Annotated in this window: 14 protein-coding genes; 7 read left to right on the forward strand and 7 right to left on the reverse strand. The window is 39.2% G+C overall.

Annotated features, from left to right (window positions below; genetic code table 11):
- Positions 1–1699: 1699 nt before the first annotated feature.
- The 6 genes from B147_RS0126120 (at position 1700) to B147_RS0126145 (ending at position 9047) form a co-directional block, all read left to right on the forward strand.
- Positions 1700–3937 (forward strand): efflux RND transporter permease subunit, encoded by a 2238-nt coding sequence (locus B147_RS0126120; protein WP_020590150.1) that lies wholly within the window; start codon positions 1700–1702, stop codon positions 3935–3937.
- Between the two features lie 49 nt (positions 3938–3986).
- On the forward strand, positions 3987–4715 hold the full coding sequence (locus tag B147_RS0126125; RefSeq protein ID WP_020590151.1) for a PEP-CTERM/exosortase system-associated acyltransferase: 729 nt from the start codon (positions 3987–3989) through the stop codon (positions 4713–4715).
- A gap of 326 nt (positions 4716–5041) precedes the next feature.
- Positions 5042–5818 carry a PEP-CTERM/exosortase system-associated acyltransferase gene (locus B147_RS29585; protein ID WP_020590152.1) on the forward strand — a complete coding sequence of 259 codons (777 nt, stop codon included), beginning with the start codon at positions 5042–5044 and terminating at the stop codon, positions 5816–5818.
- A 10-nt stretch (positions 5819–5828) separates the two neighbouring features.
- Positions 5829–6734: an amidohydrolase family protein gene (locus tag B147_RS0126135; RefSeq protein WP_020590153.1), complete on the forward strand. Its 906-nt coding sequence runs from the start codon at positions 5829–5831 to the stop codon at positions 6732–6734.
- 98 nt (positions 6735–6832) lie between these two features.
- A complete protein-coding gene (locus tag B147_RS0126140) occupies positions 6833–8206 on the forward strand; it encodes a phenylacetate--CoA ligase family protein (protein WP_157238041.1) in 1374 nt (457 codons plus the stop codon).
- Positions 8207–8225: 19 nt separating this feature from the next.
- On the forward strand, positions 8226–9047 hold the full coding sequence (locus tag B147_RS0126145) for a HesA/MoeB/ThiF family protein (protein ID WP_020590155.1): 822 nt from the start codon (positions 8226–8228) through the stop codon (positions 9045–9047).
- Here B147_RS0126145 and B147_RS33660 read toward each other — a convergent pair.
- From B147_RS33660 to B147_RS0126180, 7 genes are all read right to left on the reverse strand, one after another.
- Complete coding sequence (locus B147_RS33660; RefSeq protein ID WP_020590156.1) at positions 9033–9416, reverse strand: DUF6163 family protein; 384 nt, start codon at positions 9414–9416, stop codon at positions 9033–9035. The genes B147_RS0126145 and B147_RS33660 overlap by 15 nt on opposite strands.
- 72 nt (positions 9417–9488) lie before the next feature.
- The gene (locus tag B147_RS0126155; protein ID WP_020590157.1) at positions 9489–10328 is read right to left on the reverse strand and encodes a PEP-CTERM sorting domain-containing protein; all 840 of its coding nucleotides are present in this window, start codon (positions 10326–10328) and stop codon (positions 9489–9491) included.
- A gap of 533 nt (positions 10329–10861) precedes the next feature.
- Entirely contained in the window at positions 10862–12406 is a 1545-nt protein-coding gene (locus B147_RS0126160) for a hypothetical protein (RefSeq protein WP_020590158.1), read from the reverse strand.
- A 46-nt stretch (positions 12407–12452) separates the two neighbouring features.
- On the reverse strand, positions 12453–13247 hold the full coding sequence (locus tag B147_RS0126165) for an outer membrane lipoprotein-sorting protein (RefSeq protein WP_033398030.1): 795 nt from the start codon (positions 13245–13247) through the stop codon (positions 12453–12455).
- 260 nt (positions 13248–13507) lie between these two features.
- On the reverse strand, positions 13508–13921 hold the full coding sequence (locus B147_RS0126170) for a nucleotidyltransferase family protein (protein WP_342662136.1): 414 nt from the start codon (positions 13919–13921) through the stop codon (positions 13508–13510).
- Entirely contained in the window at positions 13818–14228 is a 411-nt protein-coding gene (locus B147_RS0126175) for a nucleotidyltransferase substrate binding protein (RefSeq protein WP_020590161.1), read from the reverse strand. Before B147_RS0126175 ends, B147_RS0126170 begins: the two co-directional genes overlap by 104 nt.
- Positions 14229–14371: 143 nt before the next feature.
- Positions 14372–16342, reverse strand: a complete 1971-nt coding sequence (locus tag B147_RS0126180; protein ID WP_033398034.1) for a patatin-like phospholipase family protein — start codon at positions 16340–16342, stop codon at positions 14372–14374.
- A 401-nt stretch (positions 16343–16743) separates the two neighbouring features.
- Here B147_RS0126180 and B147_RS29590 point away from each other — a divergent pair, with 401 nt between their 5' ends.
- Positions 16744–17475, forward strand: coding sequence for an ATP-binding protein (locus tag B147_RS29590; protein ID WP_020590163.1), 732 nt, complete (start codon positions 16744–16746; stop codon positions 17473–17475).
- The last annotated feature ends 43 nt before the right edge of the window (positions 17476–17518 follow it).

Consider the following 17518-nt stretch of genomic DNA (forward strand, 5'->3'; position numbering starts at 1 on the left):
GGTGATCCAACAAGAATATTACCATAATTTTAGCGCTTTCAGTACTGACGCGATTTATGGCATAATTACGGCAAAGGCCCGCAGGCACCATAAATGTCAGCTTCCACTGGTTGCCTGATTGCTACAAAACTTCAGACTGTCAAGTTGGTAAATATTTTGATTTAATTCACCACACCAATAGGAGTCCAACGAACGGATACAGGTAAACATAAAATTTTTGGTTGATGTTGTACAATGTTACGACACTGTTCGGGAGTTGCGTTGGCCGGAAGAAGGGGCAATGTCCGCTTTGTGATTCCAAACAAACGAGCAATCGAAAGGAGATTTGGTTAAAGAGGACCTGACGACAACGCTATGAATGTAAAGATTGTGGCAAACGCTTCGATGACCTGACGGACACCATTTTCCCTGGACATCATCGACTCCTCAAAGTATGGAAATCGCAAAATAGTGCCCCAAAAAGACAAAAAGGTCGGCGAAATCGTTTATGTAGAGGGCGTATTTGGAAAAAAGAAACCTCCTGTTTCTTGGATGATTCAATGATGTGGCTTGGTGGTATTTCAGATGCTTACCAATGTTTACCGGATAATCTTGAGCTCATGATAAAATGGCTCGTTTTGTCAGAGACTTTTATTTATACTTATGAATACATGACCTATGCTCGAGTTTAACCGAGTGCGCGGAAGAACATAAGAGCGTCAATTACAGGTCTGGAGAACGGGCCTGAGACAAGAACAGCGATAGGTTACATGAAGTCTATGTAATAATATGCTGGAAGCCTCCTGATCTTTGCTACAAGCTCTGCTGCGTCTACATCAAGGCATTTCACTGGAGAAGCTCTTTTCCTATTTCGGTCTTTTGAGTTTTTATAACGCTGGCAAGCGAGGAAAGGCGCTTTGCTTCATTCGCTTGCCGAATTTTTGGTCAAATAAGACTTTGAAAATCAACATGAGCCCTCATTAGACATGATTGGTAACTGCCTGCCAAGACACCGGTTTTTTATATCTTGATTCGTGGGCCGGTACGGATTTGATCAACTACCAACAATTAGTTTGAAAGGATAAACAATCGATCTCAATGCAACACTGAAAATTTTCAGGAGTCCGAATGGATGATGAGCGTGTATGAGGCATTTGCCTGTTATATATTCGCCTTAAACCTGATGAGTGGATGGATAAAGTGCAGATCTTCTCCGAGAACCACTTGACGATATATAGGAAGCGCTTTGATGACCTTTCACAAAGGGGGGGGGGCGGCAAGTGCGTTTAGATGCAAATTTTGTAACTCCGCGTATACTTTTGGTAACTCAATAGAGTGAATATACCTTAATGTATTGTTAACTATTCGCATTATATCAATATGTTACATTTATGGCATGATGCTTGCAATCCCTGTATGCTAACTATTAGGTGGCTTTTGGCGTTGCGCCGTCTGCCGCGTGTTTACAGCAAAATATGAAAGAAGGGAAAGAGTGTTGCTTTTGTATAACAAAGCCATGGGTTGACCTGATCATCAATCCCCAGCCTATAACGAAAGTTGTAAGATTTATGTTGGTTAGACAGGCTTTCTTATAAACAGCCTCGGGGTGATTTGGTTTTTTTCAGGGTGCAGCTATAACAAAAGTTGTAGGACTTGTGGGAATTACACATTTTTTTCTATGATTAAAAAATAATTTAAAATTGGTGCAATTAAAAACTAAATGATTTTTATCATTAATCACGCAAAATTATTATTGTGCTGTACGGTTGCAACAGCACTCTTTCTTTTTTTGTATATTCCACAAGTCCGCAACATTGAAGATGTTGACCATTTTATTATTAAAGGTGATTTGGACGCACAATTTTATGAATTATTCAAATCTGTCTTTAATAATGATGAATTTTTTATAATTGCTTTTTCTGCAGATGAAGCATCTCTCGCCCCATCTTTAAAACTCCTCAAAAATATTACAGACGATTTAGAAAAAATTAAAGAGATCAGAGAAGTCAAAAGCCTGACTAATATCGACGATACAATTGGCTCAGAAGACTTTTTCACGGTTAGAAAATTTATTGAAAAAATTCCAGACGATATTGATGCATTAGATTTAATAAAAAAACAGGCAATTAATAATCCGTTATATCGTAATAATTTCATTTCGGCTAATGGAAAAACATTAGCCGTTATAGTGTCCGCGCATAACCGTCCGGATGATGATTATTACCGCCACCGGTTAATGGAACAAACCCAAAAAATTCTGGAAAAATACAATCACCAAGTCGAACATTTTTATTTGGCTGGAAAAACTGTTACAGATACGGTGATGAGCAACTATATGGAAAAAGATGTTTCACTTCTTCTTCCCTTGTCATACCTCCTAATTGCATTATGTCTATACTATTTTTATCGCAACTTACGGCTTGTCACATTGGGGATTGTGAATATCAGCTTTTGTTTAGGGAGTGTGATGGGGTTCATGGGAATTGCAGGCATTACCCAAAACAGTGTAACCAGTATTGTCCTACCCTTGATCATGGCATTATCTTTATGTGACACAGTGCATTTGTTCTCCCACATGACCGCTCAGCTTCTGATAGAAGAGCCCAATAAGGATGCTGCCCTATCTAAGGTACTAAAACAAATTATTTGGCCTTGTTTTATGACATCCCTTACGACGGCCATCGGTTTTCTATCTCTGCTTGTAAGTAACATTCCTCCCATACGGGAATTTGCAATCATCGCTTCTGTTGGAATGGGATTGGAATTTTTGTTTTCGTTTTTTCTGCTCCCCCCCTTAATTCTTTTTATGAATCCAGAAAAACTTTATGCTGATTATCACGCAGGCAGCTTTGTTGCTAAATTTCTCGATATGGCAGCATCTTGTGTATTGAAACACAAGACTACCATTATCATCATCAGTGCGACATTGTTTGTTATATCTTGCATTCTGTCGCTGCAAATCAAAGCAGAGACAAATATTTTTGATTTTTTCCCAAAAAACAGCCTAATACGATCTGATTTGCAATTCGTAGAATCGGAATTAGCAGGCGTGGAGTCATTCGATATTTCATTGAAATCAGATGAAATTGATGCGTTTAAAAACCCTGACAAACTAAATCTCATTGAAAAAATTCAAAATTATGCCCAATCGTTACAAGGGGTAGATGATACGCTTTCCTTTACCGATTTTATAAAAGATATGAATCAATCCTTTCATAATGAACATCCAGAGGAGTATAGGATTCCAAATTCCAGAAAACTGATTTCCCAATATCTTTTGCTTTATGATTCTGATGACATCGAAGATTTTGTAAACTCGTCCTATAATCACGCGCGCATATCAATCCGTATCTCGGAACATCACTCCCCACGACAGCAGATGATATTTGAAAAGCTTGGGCAATTTATAGACAGCATTGATCATCGTGATGTTGATATTAGAATTACCGGGCGTACGTTGCAGGATCTGAACATCATCAAAGATATTTTTTCAGGGCAGATGAAAAGCATCCTGTTAGCCGTAGGAATTATCTGGGTTGTCCTCTTTGCCATATTCCGATCTTTTCGTATGGGATTGATCAGTATTATTCCCAATATTTTTCCGATCGCCTTGAATTTCGGCGTCATGGGAGCAGTTGGAATCCCCTTAAATACAGCCACTGCGCTAATTTCAGCAGTGGCGATTGGCATCAGCGTTGATGATACCATCCATTTTCTATTAGAATTTAAAAAACAAAAAATAACTCGGAAACCAACTTTAAACGTTGTAAACGATGTAATTCATCAGAAAGGGAGGGCTATTTTTTCATCTTCCTTAATTTTAAGCATAGGGTTTGGGGTTCTTACCCTGAGCAGTTTCGTTCCAACTGCTTTTTTTGGGCTGTTATGCGCTTGCATTATGATCTGCGCTGTAATAGCCGATATTTTTTTACTGCCGGCTATCCTGTTGTACTTATAAAAATTAATTATAAAAAATAAAATCTAATATTTTACTAAAAGGGGGCTTAATGGAATTATCATTTGCATGCATAAACAACGATGAAAATAAAATGGAACAAGCATTCAAATTTAGATATGAAATATTTTGTGAGGAAAAAAAATTTTTTGAGAAGGGTAGTTTTTACGGTGCAATGGAGACGGATCTATTCGATCAACATTCATTTCATTTTGCAGCATTTGACCAATTTGAAAATATTAAAGGGTATGCAAGATTAGTCTGCCATTCAGAGAGTGGGTACCCTATGCAGCACTTATGCCCATATGAAATTACAGGGGCAAGAGACTTTATTGGAGAAAGCTCGGCTGAAATTTCTCGATTAGCTATTGCAACAGGCTTTAGAACTTTTTGTCAAAACCCCTGTATGGGCAGCGCAGGAACAGCTGCTGATAATAAGAAAGATTATACCGATTTAAACTTACCATTTCAAATTCAGATCGGATTATACCGGATGATTTGCGCTGCTTGCCTTCAACTTGATATAATGCATTTGTTTGCTGTTATGGAAAAATCTCTATACGAACGCTTATTATCGCGTTTTTCTTTGAAGTTTGAACCCATTGGTCATGGATTCGAAAATCATGGCACGGTATTCCCTTTCCTCGGGAGTATCTCAGAAATCGAGAAATCTCTATTTCCGGAAAAATTTTCTCCCTTTCAGTTTCAGGATAGGAACGCAGGAAATTTTTATTCAGATTCGCCCTTTTTTGTTGCATCTTATGAAAAAGTATGGGCATAATACCATCAAAATGTTGCAAGCGAAAAATTAATCTATTGAAATTGTGCATAATAAACAGAAGGTTGTGTGGAACAGAATTTTTATAACTTACTGTTTTATATGTTTTCCACGGTAGCAATTGCAACATTTAGGTGTGTAATGGTCTCAGCAAAAAATATATCTTACATTTTGCTTGCTCGTTATTCGTACTCTCTTGTTGCTAATTAAGTGAGCATGTTTCATATGCTCCCAGAGCCGCGCTTTGAGTACGAATAAAAAATAGGTAGTCTTCATTGTTTTTTTCGAGGCCTTAAGTGTTCCATCTTAAACTTAAAAAAGAGTGACAGATGATAATACAGGGTTTTAAATTTCTATGTGTAGATGATGAAGATGAACTGCTAAACGAAACATATCGGCTTAGATATGAAATTTACTGCCACGAGGCGGAATTCCTTGATGACGGGCAATACCCGGATGGGATTGAAAAGGATGTTTGGGACGATCACGCAATCCATTTTGCAGCATTAAACAGCGACAACGAGGTCGTTGGGACACTTCGTCTGATACTTAATTCCGAACATCCTTTCCCTCTTGAAGTGCATTGTCCCAATTATGATCGGTCAAAAGCTAATTTTCCCAGAACCCTATTATCAGAAATATCACGACTCGCCGTTAAGAAAAACTTCCGGAGAAGAAAAAATGATGGTCTATACGGTGTGACTTCCTACCACTCATCACCAGACAACCCAATACCTAAAGAAATTCAAGAAAAACGTAAACGTCCCATCATTGTATTTGGCCTGTATAAAGTTCTGTATATGGAGAGTAAGAGAAGGGGGATTACCCACTGGTACGCAGCCATGGAGCAAACGCTCAATTCGACACTCCGCAAGTTTTCCTTTGAGTTTCAAGTTATTGGGCCGGAACATGACTACTACGGGCCCGTAACCCCATTTTGTGCAAACATATCGAATTTTGAACAAACTCTCTTTAAAGAAAAACCTAAAGTGATGCATTTTTTGGCATATGGGCTTGAGCGGGAATTTTTGCCGAAATGTACACCGTTTTTTGGAATAAAAAATTTTTTGAATACTATAATTGCCAAAATGATCGGCAAAATATAGAGGTGGGGTCATGAAAATTATCAATGCCCATGTCCATATGATTGAGTTAGCTCAAATGGTTGAGAAAATGGGCGATTTTGAGATACCTTCAGGGATTTCCGTTCTTAAAGATATTGAAGCAACTCTTCCTCTCCTTGATATTCAAACTCTGCTTGCACAGATGGATCGAGGAGGTGTTTCCAAGTCACTTATTTATGCTGTTGATGCACCGATTGTTTATGCGTCGAATGAATATGTGCATTCATTGTGCAGCCGATACCCGGATCGTCTTATGGGCATTGCGTCCGTAGATCCTTTTGCTGAAAATGCCCTTGAGGTCATTGAGCATGCTGTCAAGAACCTGGGGCTCAAGGGATTGAAATTTCATCCTCCCCTTCAAAATTTTTTTGTGAACGATGAAAAAGTATTTCCTATTTACGAAAAAGCATTGGAATTGAATATCCCAGTCATTTTTCATGTGGGGACAACACCATTTGGAAGTCTCTGCAGACTTTCCCAGGCAAATCCGCTGCTTGTGGATGATATAGCTTTTGAGTTTCCGGATTTGAGGATCATGCTGACCCATCTCGGAACCCTTTGGCATAATGAATCTTTTATGGTGGTAGAAAAGAATCCCAATGTGTTTATCGATACGGCAGCATATCTTTATGAAATACCACAGCTTCTTACAATGGATTTGATTCGCAGAATTGGGGAAGATAAGATTATTTTTGGTACAGACTATCCTATGCCCTATTCCGATCAAGTCCACCAAATGGTAGATTTTGTAAGATGTATCAAAAAATTGAAAATTCCAAAAAAGATACGAAAAAAAATTTTTTCAAAAAACATAGAGAAATTGCTCTACGGGGCACCGAACACAGTTTCGCCTATTAGTGTATCTAATATGCTTGATAAAACAGTCGGTAATTTATAATGTGAGCATATTCTGGCCTGATACTAATGAGTATGAGTGTTTTTTTTAAGACCAAAAATTGGATTATTCGGCGGCAGTATAATAGGATTGTTCGATCATTGGCAACCCAGTCCCCCGAGAAAATTATTGCCGATTGTGAAAAAAAAATTCTTAAGGCCTTTTATCGTGCTGCGAAAAATGTTCCTTTCTATAAAAAATTATTAGATGAGAAAAAAATTCGACCGGAAACAATAAAGTCACTCAATCAGTTCACACAACATGTTCCGATGATTGATAAAGAAACTGTTTTTCCTGGTAACTCTCTGGTAGACATCTGCTATGGAGGAGAACTGGATGATGTCTGTCTGATTTATTCAAGTTCTGGTTCCTCTAAAGTTTTTTCTTTTGGGGTTGAAACATGGAAGAATAGGGGAAATATAGCTGTTGGGCTTGAGTTCCTTCTTGATAATGTATTTCGGATTTTTGATAGGAAAACATTCCTGATTAATTGCCTCCCAATGGGGGTAAAAGTGTTTACACGAACAATCCCTGTTGCAGAAACCAGTGTTCGGGAAGATGTTATTATTGCCCTTATTTTAAAACTAAAAGATGAGTTTGATCAGTTTATTTTGGTCGGAGAAAGTCCTTTTTTGAAAAAGGTTGTTGAAGAGGGAATAAAAGCCGGTGTCCCATGGAAAGGTCTCTGTGTTAACTGCATAACCGGCGGTGAATATATTCCTGAAACCTATCGAACTTATATGTCAACCTTGCTGGGTATAGAAAAAGGGAAGCCTGAGTCAGGTATATTCATTGTTAACATGGGACTTTCAGAGCTTTCACTCAGTATTTTTAGTGAGAATGTGGAAACCATAAATATCCGTCATGCGGCCATACGTAACGATCAACTCAGATGCAGACTTGCTGGAAAGGAAAGCCGGGTGGTTCCTTTGATCATGCAGTATTTCCCGCAACAAACCTGGCTTGAGACTCTCCCTGATGAGAATGGTAATCCAGAGCTTATTGTCTCAATGCTCCATCCAGAGTCGAAGATTCCCTTGATCCGGTACAATACCGGTGACCAGGTAAAACTTATGTCATACTCAGAAATGGAAAGAATCCTTAATGAATATGGTGTCGGGAAACTAATGCCTACTTTTAAGCTTCCTTTTGGAATTATTTTAGGGAAAAAATTGTCAGTGATTGATGAGCAGAGTAAAGAAGTCTCGGTTACGGAAATAAAAGAGGCCTTATATGACAAAATTGATGTTGCCGGAAAGATTACAGGTAATTTTAGATTGTTGACAGACAATGGAAAAGCTCTACTATGGGTGCAATTAAAATCGGAAGTTGGGAATTGTAATGGATTAAAGGAACATATTATAGATTCGATATCGAAATACACTTCATGCCTTGTTGCTGTAGAGTTATACCCGTATGACCGTTTCCCTTATGGGCTAGAGCATAATTTTGAAAGAAAGAATCCTTATATTTAAAAAAATTAGGAGGTAGGATATGGGGGATTTTAACTGGAGTAAACAGTATCAAACATTTATTGGAAGAAATGATGGTATTATTACTCCTGAACAGCAGGAAAAACTTCGAAAATCTACAGCTTGTGTTTTTGGTATGGGGGGGATAGGAAGTCCCGCATTTGAGGTATTGGTCAGGGCAGGTATCGGTAAATTCAAAATTATTGATAACGATGTCTATGATGCTTCTAATATGAACCGACAAATTTTTGCCAATATTGATACCATTGGAAAAAAAAAGGTTTTGGTTGCCAAAGAGTTTGCGAAAAAAATCAATCCAGAGATTAAAATCGAATGTTATGAACGTATAGAAGAAGAAAATATAAATAAAATTATTTCTGAAGCGGATGTCATCTTGTTGGCCATTGATGAATTGAAGCCCTGCGTGATTATATCTAGGGCTGCCAGAAAAATGAAAATTCCGGTCGTGGAAGGCTGGGCGCTTCCATTTGGAAACGTCAGAACCTTTACTCAGGATACTCCGCAATTGGAGGAAGCGTATGGCCTTCAAACCCTCGGCAAGGAGATTTCCAATTTTTCAGATGAAGAATTACGTCGTATGGGAACCGAGCTTCTGTTCGGTCTTGGCAAAATAGAAGGGATTGCAGATTTCTACTCAGATGAAGTAATTGAGGGGGTTGCCCGTGGAATTATCCCTTCTTTTGCCCCCATGGCATGGCTAACTTCCGTGTTGATGGCCAATGAAGCTTTGAAGATACTGTTGAATATAGGGTGCATCGCAAAGGGACCGGATTTTACAATGTATGATCCGTATATGCATCGGATTCCTTCAATCGGAAGGTAATTTAGCCAAGAAATAAATTTTTACTTGTTGTCTGCTGAAAAAAACAATATAGAATCCAGCGAATAATAGATCCAAGCTCCTTTCAAAAACACCCACCCCGCTTCCCCAGTTTCGGAAATGATCAAGTAGGATCATGTACGTATGAGATGGAATTTGGGTAATCATGATGAAAAAGCCAAGCTCCCTTCCCCATTCCTTAAATCGGAATATGCCTATACCGGAGAGGGGACTTAGTACGGCAAGGGAATGAAAATATACAGTGATTAAAATTGGGGTCGTTTCCTGCATCAAACCCAGAATAATCAACCAATGGACGATACCACCTAAGCAGAATCCAATACCGGTTATTTTAATGACGAATCTGATCATTTGATATGAAAAAACAGCTACCCCTAATGAGTGTTTTGGGTAGCTGCTTTTTTATTTACCGCAATCTTTTAATCATGAATTCTTTCTTCTGCCTATGCTGGCCATCCCAATAAGGCCGACACCAAACAGCAGCATAGTAGTAGGTTCAGGTACTGCCGCTCCAATCCCACTCGCGTGTCCGGAAAGGTCCCATAACATGGGGTTCAGAGGGTCTAAATTATCGCTGAGTTCGTAAGACAACTCCATATCCGCACCGCCGGTCATTTCATTTGTGTCGTAAGCTGCTGCCCAAAGGCCGCCCACTACATCGAAAAGAACGTCACCGTCATATGTATTTGTTGCAAATTCATATGTTGATTTCATGTCGTATGTAAAATCAACATCGTTGATATCTGTTCCTGTTAAATCGTGCCCAGCGAGACTCAGAAGCAGGATCCCATCAGTTGCTCCACCACCTAAATAATCATAATCAGGTGTCGTATCAAGGTAAATGTTGAGTGTAACTCCTACTGAATAAAGTTCAGCAGTGAATTCACCAGCCGCCCCTTCAGTAATAGACCAAAGCACATCATCTGCGCCTGTTACTTCAAACGTGATCTCATAATCTTCATTTTGGTCCCAAAATATATCCCAAGGTTCTGCAGTGTTAGTATCATCCCATTGCGATATTAAACCGACAGCATAGGCATCCGCTGTACCATCAGCTGGGACGTATGTACCAGCAGGTGATAAATTTTGAGATCCCCAAATTGGATCGGCCTGATTTGTGGTATCTACATTTCCATCAATATCATAAACAGCGCCATCTGCTATGTAATCACCGGTTTTGAGCAAGTATGAAAACGCGTAAACGTTACTGGCCATGAAAGCTGTGCTCAATAACAATGTAAATAGTACTAAGAATTTTTTCATTACTGTTTCCTTTTTAAAAAATTTTCGTTTTACTTCAAATTCGATCCCTGTTGATAAATTAGATAATTTTATCCCAAGGTAAAAAAATAATAATCGGACAAGTATAAATGCAACCTAAACTCTTTTCGCTCCTTTCTTTTAGTTATGTTAATGTTCTCTTCTTATTTCTTGCTTAAGTAACTTAGAGACTAATGTATGCAATGACTGTGCCGTTCGCCCTGCTTTGTAACAAAAGATGATTATTCGTTGTGTTCTGTAAGAAAATATAATAATTAAAGCGAGTTATGGTTTGTATGAATTTTTTAAAAAACAAAATATAACACCATCTCCTCAATGAATAATAGCCTACATCGCTTGAAGTGTGAAAAAAAAACATACTTATTGTGAAGAAAAATTCATAGTTGCTATAAAAGAGTACACAATGCTGTTGACTTAAAACATCCCAAAATATCAAGCTGCTTGCCTGTATTATGGATGGATATTTTTATTCTTTGCATTGAAATTATGAGGCTTCAATGTCGACTAAAGATGAGCTAAAAATAATATTTAGCCGTTATGAAGACTTGATCGTTTTTTGTGTACTGCCCGAAATAGGAGTTCTGATCCCCCTGGAAAATGTTAACGCCCAACGTAATATGTAAATTGGTTAAATAAGAATAAATAATTCGAGGGGATAAATAATAGGATGTATCATTCAGGATATAAGTTGACTCTACTGACACTTCAAGCCAGTCTGATATTATTTCTTTGCTGATTTCTCCGATGACAAAAAAATTATGTCTATCATAAAACAGAATATCTGCTTGAAAATTATCAATATATTGGTGTGCAAACTGAAGATTAATATACCAGTTATTCGAACTGGTATAGTCAGCACCAAGAATCCAGGAAAGAGTTGATTTTACCGTCGAGGTAAAACCTCTCGTTACCAAACTCTGATTTTCCTTCCAGGCAGCTTCGCCCCTAATTCCTATTTTTGAGGCTACCGTCTCAAATTCGAAACCGACAATATGGTTTTTTAAATATTTGGCTATTATCGATTCATTAGTTAAAGAAAGGCTCTCCATATTGGATAACAATTGATTGAATCCAGGGCCATCCAAAGATAGATTTTTAACTGGAAATGACTCAATACAAGGAGAATCCTCGGTTGTGTAGTGATAAGTCAACCCCACATCAAGCTGACCAATTGACTTGCCTATTCTGAACGCATATTCAAACTGATCACTACCTTTTTCAGGCTCGATCTCTTTAACACTTATATCTGAAAAATAATCTTTCAGTGATTGTGGCAAATTCGTATCGTTGATATCATCTTTTAAGTGTGAGTAAAAGGCCCAGTCGGTACCAAAATATTTAAATTTATTGGATCTAAAAAAAGGAATAAAAATGCTTTCAATAAAAAAATCTTTGTGCCGATAACCCACCTCAAGCATCCATATCGGGATTTTTCGATCTTCGTAGGGAGGAATGATAAATTCCGTCAAATTTTCCGGATTCAACGTATCCACAAAACTTATTTGATCCGCTTTTCCCCAGCGTTTTATCTGCTTTCCAATTGAAAAATAAAAATTCTTTCCCAAATACTTTAAATATGTTTCATGAAGGTCAATATCGTAGCTGTTGCTTTCATTCTCACTGCCAAAAAAAAGAAAATCAGAAATACCAGAAAGAAAGAAAATATTTTTATAACCGGCCTCCATGATAATCCGGTTGTTTAAGCTGGTGTCATTTTCATTTTGTGCATCTTTTTTCGTGTCTTTAGACAACCTGTTTTGAATAGAACCGGAAAATAAAAAATTTTGTGCGTCTTGTCCGGGTTGATCCATATCATCAAAAATCGTTTCGTCAAAATCAGAATCCAGCACGGTTGAGATTGTGTGGCTTTTAACCTGAAAATTATCCTCTTCATATGGAATAAGCTCCACATCAGATATAGATTCGTGGGTTGCGGACAATACAAGATTTAAGGGTGCTGAATAGGCTTGGCCAAAGAAAAAAAAACAGAAACAGATAAGCTGAAGATATAGACCCCAAAGGATATATTTTAATTCACTTCGATAATTATTGTAAAACATATCAACCTTGTTCAGTATTAAATAACGCCGCGGAAAGATTGCAGGATCAGTAATTTTCGAGCGCTTTTTTTGAAAACTGATTTTCAGATATCGATATATTATATTCTATCTTGTCAATTTTGATAAATGTTTGATGATTTTCTATTAGATTTTTCATAACAGCAATTTTTTCAGTCCAGATATCCTGTATTTTTTCTAATTTGATAACTTGATAAGTTTTTATTTGTGTTCCTTCTTGGTCGAAATACTCAACAATGATGGGGACAAATCCTTCTTTCGTGACAACTGATCGTATAAACGCATACTGAGATTCTGTTCCGATTTTGGGTCTGGTTTCGAGAAGATAGCAGGGCATGTTGTTGATCGTTTTTTGGCCGGCTAAATTATATTTGTAATTTCCAACAGGATGTCGTTCCATATCTTCATATGTGAAATCTGATTGTACAAAACGGTGGTGTTTCTGGGATGAAACAATTCGTCTGGAACGTCCCAGAGCTGAAAGAAAAATAAATTGTTCTGTATTGTATCCATCCGTCTCGATAGTTAAAAAACCTGTTCCCTCTATATCCTCCGGGGATACAAATCGAATCAACTGCTTCTCAAAGCCGTTTTTCACGATACGGATATTAGTGAACGTTCTACCCCGCTTGCTATTATTTTTGTCGATCAGGACCATTTGAACAGTTGAACGTGACGAATGGCCCCGGTCCCTGTCAAAAACCTGTTGTGCAACCCATTCTGCCGTTAATGGCTCACCGGCGTGAGAAATTGCCATTAAATGTAGGCTCATTAGAAATAACGACACGAAACACATCAGTAGAATCAAACCATTTCTTTTCATTTTTAAACGACTCCTTTCAAATGGCACTAGTGTCGACGGTAAATATGTACCCTAAAAAATACAAGCTCGTAGCAACACATTGTATTTGTTGATCTTTTAACAAAAAGTTGGTGAGCACGAAAATCCGTAACCGTTTGTATTTAAACAGTTATCGAAATTGGCCTGCAACTTTTAGGTGAAACATTAAAAAACGTAATTTTTATGGCGTCGTAAAAAGTCTTTCGGTTACTTCGTTGTGGCATTATTTAAATATTGATGTTCTATCCCCTATGATAAAGAATCTTGCCGTGCTCCAGAATATGGTTGCGCAGATCCGGGTTTGTCAGAGTTTCAAAATGAAGGCAGTCAAAAAAATAAGGAAACAGAGTTTCTTCTTCTAAATAACTATGGAGCTTACTTACAAGCTCAGACGTCACCTTTAATCCGCTGATAGCAAGATCGACATCAGATCCGGGTTTTTCGTTTCCCATGGCTCTGGAACCAAATACGATAACCTTTTCAATTTCCGGATACGCTGAAAAAAATTTTATGAGTTGGTTGATGGTCTTCTGGGGAAGATTAATTTTATTCTCATTTTTTGGGCTCTTGCTCCCTGAACCATTGCACAAGCTTTTTGATTTGTGGCGCATATTCATATTTGATTGACCTATATGCCTCGAATGCAATTTTTTCATCGTATGTATGAGATAGCAGATTTCTTTTTCCCAGCATATCCAGCCATATTTCTCCGGTTGGAACTAGTTGATACTGAAAGGCCTGCTTGATTACATCCCTCGGAAATTGGCAAGCAACACCTTGTGCTTCAAGGTAATCCTTCATGGTTTTCCAGGAAAGCTCAAATGTGAATTCAAAGCTCTGAATGATTCCTTGTTGTTCGATATCACTCGGCGTTTTAATTGCCAAGCCCCGCTGCAATTGTTCAAAGGCTTTGGTTAAATTTTGAAATCGCTGCCGCCATCGGATATGTTTCAAATTATCCATTTATCCTTTTTGTCTCTTAATTGTGATCCATTTTCACTCTTTCTATAGATTATAAATTCTGCCACAGTTTATCAACCTGAAAAATCATTAAGGCGAGTTGATATGCATTTAATGTGACAGAAAAATAATATCCTGGCATTTTTTTAATACGCTTGATCCGAGTTCTGTTTATCAGCGATCATTTTTTGAATATCAGGCAGCCGTTCAAAGCATTCCTCCATACCGTGGCGCATCAGGGCAATGCCCTGGTGGAAATCATCCCAGGCATAGGCGCCCACATCCGGATAAAGTACAAGGTCTGCATTTTTTACAAAATCACTGGTTGCCCTGCCGTGGACGATGCTGATGGTCTGGGAGATAATTTGCTTAATGCTGGGATTTTTTTTTGGGGGGGCAGCCTCCGAGGGCTTTGATTCAATACACACGGCAATGACCATGTCTGCGCCTTTTCGAAGCAAGACATCTACAGGCACCGGGTTCAGAAGTCCACCGTCCACCATCCAACGGCCCTGATGTTTAAAAGGAGAAAACACAGCAGGAATGGCAATACTGGAACGGACGGCATCCGTGACATCGCCGGTTTCGAAAATCACTTCCTCTTCATTCAAAATATCTACGCCCACTAGGTACGTTGGGATCATCAAATCCATAAAATCGGCATTGTTTACAGCTTTTCGTACAAGTTGGGCTGCCTTTTTCCCCCTGAGCAGGCCTTGTCTGGGAAAGGTATAATCAAAAATCTTTTTGCGAGTGTCGGAGTGGGTTAAAATTAGGTCAATGGTGGATTGCTTTAGTTTTTCGACAGAGGCGGTGGCCGCATAAATTCCCCCCACAAGCGCCCCCATGCTGGTTCCTGAAATCATATCAATATGAATACCGGCCTCCTCCAATACTTTGAGTACTCCGATATGGGCCCATCCCCTTGCACCGCCGGCACCCAGTGCAAGCCCCAACCTTATACCGGCAATTTCACGGGCAACAGCCCTCGGTCCCCGAACGGGAAAACATTTATACGTATCTATCCGGTCGTTAATCGCCAACTCAGAGCGGTCAACCCAGATGCCCGGTGTCTCGGAAAGCCCCAGGCGCTGCTGCAGCTCCCTTCTGGCGACCCCTTTTTCTCCGTACAAATGGCTGACGCCCACTCGAATTCTTCCTAAAAAGGCACTGGTCCCGCAAATTGTCTCAATAGTTGATAGCCGGGATCGAACTTCTCCAAGTTTTTCCTTTGTATTATGAATAAGTAAAAGCGTCCGGTCACACAAACGGACAAACAGACGTTCCATATCATTAAGACAATGGGTCAGATTAAAAAATACCACATCATAGGACTCTTTCAGACCGGCCATCAGAACCGGCATGATCTCAGACAGCCTGTCGGAAAATCCGGTTCGCAACTGCAAAACATGAAACCCCGACACATGTTCATACCAATGAATATCTGCGGATTGATAGCTGTCCGGGGGCAGGAGTCTGAAAAGTCCTCGGTCCGGGCATTCTATCCGGGTCAGGTCATATTTTTCCATGATTCTGTCAGCTTCAAGGTGAGGTTCAATCACCACCACCCGTTTATGTGATTCGTCTGAAATGTGAAAGGAAACGGAATATAAAAAATAGGATACACCCAACTCCGGGCCTGTCGCAGACACCGCATAAAAGGTCGGAGCCAGGCTTTGATGAGCACCGATCTCTGCCTCAACGCTCATGCGTTTGGCATAACAGCGGCTCAGATATAATCCGACACTTTTATTGGTTTTGAGCAAAATGTCAAAATTCTCACGGGCCAGGCAAAACACAGTTACATCCAGTGAGGCCTCTACCGTTGAGTTTCTATGCGCACCGGAAAGCAGTGACATTTCACCAAAAAAATTTCCTCGTTTCAACTCGCATACAAAAGACTTTTGTCCTACCGCTTCCTTGAATACCGATACGATCCCCGATAGGATTACATACATGGAGTCCCCTGGTTCGCCCTGGCGACAGATGACATCTCCTTTATGGTAAACTTCCTTTGTAAACGATCCGGCAATTTCCCGGATCTGATCTGCCGGCACGGATGAAAACAACGGTACCCGTGAAAGAAAGTCATGAAGATCTTGTAACTTAGTCATCATAGAATTAGCTAAAATAAAAATTTTGTCCCTGCGCCCTGATATTCCGCTGGCAAATATCACAGGCATTAAATTATTTCTTTTCAAATCAACGCGGTAAAAAGAGCCCGAGCATTTCAGTCGAGATGATGATTGATGTCAGCGGATGAATGTCGGCATTAAAAAAGCAGCGTAAATATCTCCGCCAAGCATATCCGGTGTATAAAAAATGATTCGATACCGTTAATATGCCTCAGCTAAGTTTGATTTTCAATGATAGCAGAATGAATTTAATATATCCGGTCATTGTCATTAAGTGATCTTGTTAGTATAATCACCTCACAATTCAACCTGTTGACGGCAGTTCCATACTGAAAAAGGGTGCCGAAAAACCTAAAATATCATAAACGTTTATTAAAGAAACAATGAAAAAGCTACCCATTGGGATACAGACATTTTCCAATATTATAGAAAACAATTATTGTTACGTGGACAAAACCCCTTTGATGGCCAAACTGATCAACCACGGGGAATACTATTTCCTTTCCCGCCCCCGGCGTTTCGGTAAAAGCCTGCTTATCGACACCATTGCCGAAGCCTTTCTGGGCAGCCGAAAGCTGTTTAAAGGGCTTTACCTGGAAAATAACTGGGATTGGAGTAAAACATACCCCGTGATCCGTATTGATTTTGCACAAGGGATACTGACATCACAACAACAGTTGGACGCAGCCATCATGGATATGCTCCATGTCAATTCAGAACCTCATGGGCTTTCTCTTAACAATACAGAAACATATCTGGCATTTTCCGAGCTGATTCGAAAGCTGCACCAGCAAACCGGACAACGGGTCGTGGTTCTGGTGGATGAATACGACAAACCCATTCTCGACAATATTACTGATCTGGAAACCGCACGAATCCTCAGGGACGGCCTTAGAGATTTTTATTCCGTTCTCAAGGCCCAAGGAGCCCATTTGAAATTTGTAATGCTTACCGGTGTTTCAAAGTTTTCAAAAGTCTCTCTTTTTTCCGGGCTCAACAACCTGAATGACAGCGCTGACGCATCAAAATTTATTATCAATGATATCAGGGGGGCGGAGCGACATCTAAAATTATTTTGTCGCAAAATTATAATAGACACTCTGCAGGTCTTTTGATAATGTAACGTGGATGTGTGTGAGTTCACCCACCAATCGAAAC

Source organism: Desulfobacter curvatus DSM 3379 (assembly GCF_000373985.1).
GTDB classification, from domain to species: domain Bacteria; phylum Desulfobacterota; class Desulfobacteria; order Desulfobacterales; family Desulfobacteraceae; genus Desulfobacter; species Desulfobacter curvatus.

What these genes read in the sequence shown, in the direction of transcription:
- B147_RS0126120 (WP_020590150.1), top strand. Translation starts at nt 1,700, where the DNA reads ATGATTTTTATCATTAATCACGCAAAATTATTATTGTGCTGTACGGTT.
- B147_RS29590 (WP_020590163.1), top strand. Translation starts at nt 16,744, where the DNA reads ATGAAAAAGCTACCCATTGGGATACAGACATTTTCCAATATTATAGAA.
- B147_RS0126145 (WP_020590155.1), top strand. Translation starts at nt 8,226, where the DNA reads ATGGGGGATTTTAACTGGAGTAAACAGTATCAAACATTTATTGGAAGA.
- B147_RS0126160 (WP_020590158.1), bottom strand. Translation starts at nt 12,406, where the DNA reads ATGTTTTACAATAATTATCGAAGTGAATTAAAATATATCCTTTGGGGT.
- B147_RS0126135 (WP_020590153.1), top strand. Translation starts at nt 5,829, where the DNA reads ATGAAAATTATCAATGCCCATGTCCATATGATTGAGTTAGCTCAAATG.
- B147_RS0126175 (WP_020590161.1), bottom strand. Translation starts at nt 14,228, where the DNA reads ATGGATAATTTGAAACATATCCGATGGCGGCAGCGATTTCAAAATTTA.
- B147_RS33660 (WP_020590156.1), bottom strand. Translation starts at nt 9,416, where the DNA reads ATGATCAGATTCGTCATTAAAATAACCGGTATTGGATTCTGCTTAGGT.
- B147_RS0126125 (WP_020590151.1), top strand. Translation starts at nt 3,987, where the DNA reads ATGGAATTATCATTTGCATGCATAAACAACGATGAAAATAAAATGGAA.
- B147_RS0126180 (WP_033398034.1), bottom strand. Translation starts at nt 16,342, where the DNA reads ATGATGACTAAGTTACAAGATCTTCATGACTTTCTTTCACGGGTACCG.
- B147_RS0126165 (WP_033398030.1), bottom strand. Translation starts at nt 13,247, where the DNA reads ATGAAAAGAAATGGTTTGATTCTACTGATGTGTTTCGTGTCGTTATTT.
- B147_RS29585 (WP_020590152.1), top strand. Translation starts at nt 5,042, where the DNA reads ATGATAATACAGGGTTTTAAATTTCTATGTGTAGATGATGAAGATGAA.
- B147_RS0126155 (WP_020590157.1), bottom strand. Translation starts at nt 10,328, where the DNA reads ATGAAAAAATTCTTAGTACTATTTACATTGTTATTGAGCACAGCTTTC.
- B147_RS0126170 (WP_342662136.1), bottom strand. Translation starts at nt 13,921, where the DNA reads ATGAAAAAATTGCATTCGAGGCATATAGGTCAATCAAATATGAATATG.